Source organism: Campylobacter concisus, assembly GCF_015230015.1.
Taxonomy (GTDB): Bacteria; Campylobacterota; Campylobacteria; order Campylobacterales; family Campylobacteraceae; genus Campylobacter_A; species Campylobacter_A concisus_AF.
The window spans coordinates 67,592-75,292 of the sequence record NZ_JAAKZC010000009.1 but is presented as its reverse complement, the minus strand read 5'-3'; the positions used below and the strand labels follow the sequence as shown (position 1 = coordinate 75,292).

Below are 7,701 nucleotides of genomic sequence, written 5' to 3'. Positions count from 1 at the left end.
AGATTTGATAGCTAAAATCATTTATAAAATAACCATTTTATCGTATTTGTGGCAATTACTTATAAATTTATTATTTTGATAAAGATAAAAATAATATTACCACGCAATATATACTAATAAAAATAGATAAAATGTTATAAAATAGCCAATTTTACGTATCTTTGAGGATATTACTTAAAATTAAATAAATAATTAAAACTAATAAATTTAAATGGGATAAAAATCGTATGATTATCAAAAATCATATAAATTTGTAAATTTTTGATAGCTAGAGAGTAAAATGATAGATAGCCCCGTAGTGTCTGACTGAGAAAATGAAGCTTAAATTTATATCAAATATCTCAATGTCATCAAGTGATGGATACCAGATATCGCTAAAAAATTTAAAGAGATCGTCAAAGCGCAAAATATCAATGCTCTCAAATTTATTAAAATTTATGCAAATTTCATTTGGCTTGGCGATGTCAAGCTCGCTAAAAGCGGTCATGAGATCAAAATTTACTTCGTCCGCATTAAAGCCATCAAGCTTGCTAAATTTATCTATCTTAAAAAACTCATCTATATTATTTAGGCTAAATTTATGAAGTAAATTTTCTCTTATCTTTAAGCACTCACCAGCTGACAAGCTCCTAATGATCGGCATCTCAAAGCCATATTCTTTGCGGAAATTTTCTAATTTTATCTGATCCATTTTGGGAGGTTTTGGCTAAATTTAAATTTAGCCAAATTTTCTATTGTAAAAGCTCTTTTGCATATTTTAGGCCTAGCTCGTAAGCTTTTGCATTTGCTTCTTTGACCTTAGCTGGCACGCTTGCTAGCATCTCTTCACGCACTAAATTTTCATCCATGCACCCACTCATCGCCACAGCCACACCAAGAGCCACGACGCTTTGAGTGATGACGTTACCAACCTCGTCTTTTGCGATAGAGATGATAGGGATTTCATAAATTTTCCAGCGTTTTTTGTCTTCGTCGCTTACTTTTACCAAATTTGGCTCGACAACGATCGCACCGCCCTCTTTCACGCCACTTTTAAAGGCATCGTAGCTTATCTGCGCGGTTGCTAGCATGAAATCTATCTCGCCCTCGTTTGCATAAGGATATAAAATTTCTTGTTCATCAAGTATGATATCGACCTTCGTTGGGCCACCACGCACCTGAGATGTGTAGGTAGAGGCCTTGACGCCATATCCACCTGCTTTTATCTTGGCGGCTGAGAGGATCTCGCCTGCTAGTATGACGCCCTGTCCGCCAACGCCGACAAATCTTAATTGTGACTTCATGCTAGCTCCTCAAAATTTATCGCTTCGTCGCTCATTGCAGCCTTTCTTACCATGTCGTAAGCCTTGGTGTATTCGATCTTTTCTTCATCTTTATGAAGCACGCCAAGTGGAAAAATACCCTTTTTTTCTTCATCGCTTAACATATCAAATTTGACCTTGCTCGTCGTGCGGCCCTTTATCCACTCTAAATTTTTGACCGCCTCGCCCATTTTGTTCTTGCGACCTAAATTTATATGGCAGTTTGAAAATACATCAAAAAAGCTGTATCCATCGTGGCTAAAGCCCTCTACAAAGAGCTTTGTTAGCTTCTCTGGCTCGATGACGCTACCACGTGCGACAAAGCTAGCGCCTGCGGCAGTTGCGAGCTTACAGGCGTCAAAACTAGGATCGATGTTGCCGTATTGCGCTGTGACCGTCCACATGCCCTTTGGCGTGGTTGGGCTGGTTTGCGAGTTGGTTAGCGCGTAGATGAAGTTGTTGATTAAGATGTGATTTAGCCCGATATTTCGGCGGCATCCGTGTATAGTGTGGTTGCCTCCGATCGCTAGTCCGTCGCCGTCGCCAGTTACCACGATGACGTGCTTGTCTGGGTTTGCCATCTTTACACCAGTCGCGTAAGCTACGGCTCTGCCGTGAGTTGTGTGGATGGTGTTGCAGTCAAGATATCCGCTAAAGCGGCCAGAGCAGCCTATGCCTGAGACCACGCAAACATCGTTCATGTCCCAACCCATGGTGTCGATAGCGCGGATGAGCGCCTTTAGTATGACACCGTCGCCGCAGCCCCAGCACCAAAGAGTAGGCATTTTATCTGTTCGTAAATATTTATCGTAATTAAAAGCCATAAATTTCTCCTATCTTCGCCTCGATCTCGCTTGGGCTTATCGGTCTGCCGTTTGTTTTTAGCAGTTTTGCAAAGTCATCTCTTAAGATGATCTTTGAAATTTCGCCACTATATTGACCTAAATTTAGCTCGCAGACCAAAATTTTCTTAAATTTATTTGATATCTCTTTTAGTTTTTTAGCTGGAGCTGGGAAAAGTGTGAGTGGCTTAAATAGCCCTACTTTTAGCCCTTTTTCACGTAAATTTAAGATAGCTTGCTTAGCTGAAAGCGCCACGCTACCAAAGGCGATGATGCAAATTTCAGCGTCATTTAGCATAAACTCTTCATATTTCTCGCACTCATCAGTGTGTAAATTTATCTTGTTAAACAGCCTATTCATCGAGTATTCAACGATCTTGCCATCTTCTGTTGGAAAGCCAGTAGCGCCGTGATGAAGCCCAGTTATGTGGTAGTGATAGCCTTTAAAGAAAGGATTTAGCGTGGCTGGCGCGTCTGGTGCTGCCTCGTAGGGTTTATACTCTTTTGGCTCGCCACAAAATTCTCTTCTTTTATAAATTTCTAGCTCGCTGATTTCTGGCAGACGCACCCTTGCTTGCATGTGGCCTATCGTCTCATCAAGTAGCAGCATAACTGGCGTCATAAACCTAGCTGCGAGGTTAAACGCTCGCACAGTCTGCGTATAGCACTCCTCTAGGCTACCAGGCGCTAGCACTATCATATTTACATCGCCGTGAGTTGGGTTTTTAGCCTGCAAGATATCGCCTTGTGCGACGCGGGTTGGTAGGCCAGTAGAAGGGCCACCGCGCATGACATTTACTATGACGAGCGGTATCTCAGCGATAAAGCCAAGGCCTATTTGTTCAGCCTTTAGGGAAATCCCAGGACCAGAACTTGCAGTCATCGCCTTAGCACCACTCGCACTTGCGCCAAGAGCTACGGAAATCCCAGCTATCTCATCTTCCATTTGTATAAATGTGCCGCCATGTTTTGGCAAAAGCACGCTTAGCTCGTGGGCGATCTCGCTACTTGGAGTGATAGGATATCCGCCAAAGAAGTTACAGCCACACTCGACCGCAGCCCTTGCTACTAGGGCATTTCCAGTTGATACTACCTCTCTCATGCGCTCTCTCCAAGTTTTGCAAATTTATTTGCCTTTACGGCTGCAGCTCGCTCTTTGCTTTCAGGCGTTAGCTTTGCAAATTTAAAGCCTTTATCAGCCACATAAATGGCAAAATCAGGACAGTGAAGCTCACAGTCACGGCATCCTATGCATGAGTCAGCATAGACCACCTCTATCATCTTGCCAAGCACCGCCTTTGGCTCAAGCCTCATACCTAGCACGCCTGCTGGGCAGTAGCTCACGCAGACATCACAGGCCTTACACCTGCTCTCATCGACCCAAACTGGGACATTTTCTTTTACGATCATATATCTTCCTACTCTAAGTTTTCTTTTAAAAATTTGATATTTTTTCTAATTTCAGCTTCGCTTTTGTTTAGTTGCTCTTGCTCATTTTCATCTAAATTTAGCTCTAAAATTTCCTTTAAGCCATCACGTCCAAGCCTTACTAGCCTTCCGCAACTTAGCTCATCATCGATTAGCACGCTAGCACTTATTATCTCATCACTCTTACCCATGATCATTTCGCACATCTTCACAGTCGCAGCCGCTGGTGCATAGTAGGCTGATGTGCCAAGCAGTTTAACGATCTTTGCACCACCAGTGCTTGTCTCTTTTTTAAGAGTTGCAAGCTCATTTTCATTTAAATTTTCGCTGATATTGCTAGCTGATACGATCATCTCGTCATTGTGAGCGCCAACAATCTTTGCTCTTAGCTTGCTGGCGTCCTTATCTTTTAAAAGCGCTAGCTCATATCTGCACCTTGCGCTATCTAGCTCGCCAGCCATGCCGATCACCTTGTTTTTGCTAAAACCGCTAAATTTATGAGCCGTCCAGACCATCACGTCGAGTGGATTTGTTACGACTATTATCACTGCGTTTTTAGCAAATTCAGCTATCTTTTGCGCTGTTTGCTTTACGACTACGGCGTTTTTAAGTAGCAAGTCCTCTCTAGTTTGACCCTCTTTTCTAGGGCTTCCAGCAGTGACTATGACGATGTCACTGCCCTCAATAAGCACAAAATCATCGCCACCACAAACGCTAGTTTTTGCGTTAAAGACACAGCTTGACTGAGCTAGGTCGATCGCCTTTGCGCGCGCCACATCGCCAAATATATCCACAAGCGCGATCTCATCGCAAAGCTCTCTCATGCAAAGCGCATAAGCTATGCTAGCACCGACGTTTCCAGCTCCAACTACACTTATTTTCATCTTCTATCCTATTATTTTATTCAAAATTTCACTTGGTCTCATGACCTCATTAGCTCTCACTTCATCTGGCAGGTAGTATCCGCCAAATTCCACGCTTGCACCATCATTTTCTCTGATCTGCTTTAAAATTTCACCTTCATTTTTTTCTAGCTCATCTGCTAAATTTGCGAAAATTTTGCTTAAAATTCCGCCACTTTTTGCCATCTCTCTCGCCCAAAAAAGCGCCAAATAAAAGTGCGACTCTCTAGTATCAAGAGTGGCATTTGGCGTTTTGTTTTCGTCTAAATAGCTAGCGACCGCTCTATTTAGCGCCTCACTTAGCTCTTTTGCCTCTTTTTTTTGCCTAAAAAACGCTAAATGTTCAAGCGAAGCACTAAGTGCTAAAAACTCGCCAAGGCTGTCCCAAAGCAGGTGATTTTTCTCTTTTAGTTCTTTTACAAGCGTCGGAGCCGTTCCACCAGCGCCCGTCTCAAACATCGCTCCACCAGCAAGTAGCGGCACGACTGAGAGCATTTTTGAGCTGCCGCCTAGCTCAAATATCGGAAAAAGATCGGTTAGATAGTCTCTTAAAACGTTGCCAGTTACGCCTATGACGTCTTTACCAGCTCTTATCATTTCAAGTGATCTTAGCGTCGCTTGCTCGTAGTTTAAAATTTTAAATTTCACGCCAGCGTTAGTAAATTTCTCTTTAAATTTCTCAAATTTAGCTATCAAATTTCTATCGTGAGCACGGCTGCTATCTAGCCAAAATATAAGCTCATCTTTTGAAATTTCGCCTCTTTTTAATGCAAGCTCAAACCATGCATTTATAGCATCTTCTTTAGCCTGCGTCATCCTAAAAATGTCGCCACTTTTGACGCTAAATTTAAAAACGCTCTGCCCTGCCTCATCAAAAACTACAAATTCTCCCTCTTCTTTTGCGATAAAAGTCTTATCGTGACTGCCATACTCCTCGGCCTTTTTAGCCATTAGCCCCACGTTTGCCACGCTGCCGATCTTACTCACATCAAGCGCGCCATGCTCCTTAAAGTCCGCCACGCAAGCCTCATAAACCCTAGCGTAGGTTCTATCTGGGATCATACAAAGCGAGAAATTTAGCTCACCATTTCTATCTTTTACCTTGCCAGAGTTTCTAATGAGCGCAGGCACGGAGGCATCGATGATGACGTCATTTGGCACGTCAAAGTTGCTGGCATTTTCATTTAGTGCCCAAATTTTTGCTTTTTTACTCAAAATTTCATCAAATTTAGCCAAAATTTCATCTTTATTTTTAAGAGTTGAAATTTTAGAAAACATATCTTTTAAGCCGTTTTTTGCCTCAACGCCGTGAGCCTTAAATTCATCGCCAAATAGCTCAAAAACCTCTTTAAAGTAGCTTTTTATCGCGTGAGCAAAGATGACTGGGTCACTAACCTTCATCATTGTGCATTTTAGATGTAAGCTAAGGGTCAAATTCTCTTTTAGCGCAGCCTCAAAGCAGCTTTCATAAAATTTATCAAGCTCTTCAACGCTTAAAAAGGTAGCATCTACGATCTCGCCACTTTGGACCGCAAGCTCTTTTAAAAGCTCTTTTTTACCATCTTTACTTATGAAATTTATATAAAATTTCTCATCTTTGCTAGCGATAATAGAGCGCTCATTTTCATAAAAATCGCCCTTTTGCATGTAGCAAATTTTAGTTTTATTTGCCTTGTCCCAGCTGCCGTTGCTGTGCGGGTGCTTTTTGGCAAATTCTTTAACCGGTGGCAAGACTCTTCTGTCTGAGTTTCCTTGTCTTAGCACAGGATTTACCGCGCTTCCTAGCACTTTTGCATATTTTTTAGCGACCTCTTCGTCGTAGTCTGTGATGATCTCGTCTGGATAAAATGGCACATTTACGCCCTTGCTTCTAAGTTCCTCAATCGCCGCTTTTAGCTGAACGAGCGTGGCTGAGATGTTTGGCAGCTTTATGATATTTGCCTCTTTGTGCGCGGTTAGCTCGCCCAAAAGCTCTAGCTCATCGGCCTTGTTTAGCCCAAGCTCTTTGCTAAAAAGAGATAAAATTCGCCCTGCCAAGCTGATATCAGCCCTTGTTATGCTAATGCCAGCGCGGGATAAAAAGCTCTTAACGATAGGAAAGAGAGAGTAGCTTGCAAATAGCGGTGCTTCGTCGGTTTTAGTCCAGATAATATCACTCATTTTAGCCCTTTTGATTTTTTGAAATTTATCACGTTTTTTATTAAAGCTAGTTGTATTTTAGCCCTATTTTGCGATATTTTGATTGTGCTCGCTTAAGGTTTTTGAAAAAATGTGCTTTTTCGCCTTTTTATCAAGCACAAAGTATAAATAATCGCTCTTTGCAGGGTTTATAGCCGCTTTTATCGCACTTATTGAGACCGAGCAGACTGGGCTTGGCGGGATGCCGTCATTTAGATAGGTGTTAAACTCGCTCATGTCGCTTCTTATGCGCTCAGCTGTGATCACATCGTGCGAGTAGATGCCGTAGTTTAGCGTGCCATCCATCTGCAGTCTCATGCCCTTATCTAGGCGGTTATAGATGACGGAGGCGACAAGTGGCATCTCAGCATCGTTTGCGGCCTCTTTTTGGATGATAGAGGCGATGGTTAAAATTTTAAACCATTTTTTCTCGTTGTACTCGCCAAAAATTTTCCTGCTGATCTCGCTTTGAGCCTTTTTAGATGAATTTACAAGATAGTAGGCTAGATGTCTTTCGCTGATGCCAACTGGAATTTTATAGGTATTTGGCATCAAAAAGCCGTCGCTTACTGGCGCAAGTGCGTTATATTCGCTATTTAATTTAGCTGCGTCAAGTCCTAGCTGGGCTGCTATCTGGTTTAAAAAAACGATCGTAGTCTCACCAGGTATTAGCGTGATCTCGGTCATCGCAGCCTTTGCTTTGGCAAGTTTTTTTAAAAAATCAATCCTTGAAATTTTATCTTTGCCTATCTCGATCCAGCCAGACTGAGGCGAGCCGATAAAGCGCATGGCGTATTTGTCTATGGCGCTTAAGTTAAAGTTGCGATTAGCTAAATAAGATATAATTTCGCCCACACTTCCCTTTGGCACAAAGACGACCTTGCTCGTGTTTATGGGGCGTGCCAAATAAACAAATACGCTTAGGACAACGATGAGTACGATATCAAAGAAAATATCCAGATACGGCTTTTTTATAAAATTTTTTATCATTTTGATTCTTTCGCTTCTTTTGCTTTTAAAATACGGCATAAAAATTAACGATTTCGAGTT

General features: G+C 42.0%; 8 protein-coding genes. All 8 read right to left on the bottom strand.

What is annotated here, in order from left to right; genetic code table 11:
• Window positions 1–268 precede the first annotated feature (268 nt).
• The 8 genes from G6W42_RS06350 to mltG all read right to left on the bottom strand — a co-directional run bounded on the left by G6W42_RS06350 (window position 269) and on the right by mltG (window position 7,641).
• A complete protein-coding gene (locus G6W42_RS06350; protein ID WP_194173368.1) occupies window positions 269–691 on the bottom strand; it encodes a heat-shock protein in 423 nt (140 codons plus the stop codon).
• Window positions 692–731: 40 nt separating this feature from the next.
• On the bottom strand, window positions 732–1,283 hold the full coding sequence (locus G6W42_RS06345; RefSeq protein WP_194173367.1) for a 2-oxoacid:acceptor oxidoreductase family protein: 552 nt from the start codon (window positions 1,281–1,283) through the stop codon (window positions 732–734).
• Complete coding sequence (locus tag G6W42_RS06340; protein ID WP_194173366.1) at window positions 1,280–2,125, bottom strand: 2-oxoglutarate ferredoxin oxidoreductase subunit beta; 846 nt, start codon at window positions 2,123–2,125, stop codon at window positions 1,280–1,282. Before G6W42_RS06340 ends, G6W42_RS06345 begins: the two co-directional genes overlap by 4 nt.
• Window positions 2,115–3,245 (bottom strand): 2-oxoglutarate synthase subunit alpha, encoded by a 1,131-nt coding sequence (locus G6W42_RS06335; protein WP_194173365.1) that lies wholly within the window; start codon window positions 3,243–3,245, stop codon window positions 2,115–2,117. The genes G6W42_RS06340 and G6W42_RS06335 overlap by 11 nt, the downstream gene beginning before the upstream one ends.
• Window positions 3,242–3,553, bottom strand: coding sequence for a 4Fe-4S dicluster domain-containing protein (locus G6W42_RS06330; protein WP_009293870.1), 312 nt, complete (start codon window positions 3,551–3,553; stop codon window positions 3,242–3,244). Before G6W42_RS06330 ends, G6W42_RS06335 begins: the two co-directional genes overlap by 4 nt.
• Before the next feature lie 8 nt (window positions 3,554–3,561).
• Entirely contained in the window at window positions 3,562–4,455 is an 894-nt protein-coding gene (locus G6W42_RS06325; RefSeq protein WP_194173364.1) for a lactate/malate family dehydrogenase, read from the bottom strand.
• Between the two features lie 3 nt (window positions 4,456–4,458).
• Window positions 4,459–6,633 (bottom strand): NADP-dependent isocitrate dehydrogenase, encoded by a 2,175-nt coding sequence (locus G6W42_RS06320; RefSeq protein ID WP_194173363.1) that lies wholly within the window; start codon window positions 6,631–6,633, stop codon window positions 4,459–4,461.
• Between the two features lie 63 nt (window positions 6,634–6,696).
• Entirely contained in the window at window positions 6,697–7,641 is a 945-nt protein-coding gene (gene mltG / locus G6W42_RS06315; protein WP_103617208.1) for an endolytic transglycosylase MltG, read from the bottom strand.
• Window positions 7,642–7,701 lie beyond the last annotated feature (60 nt).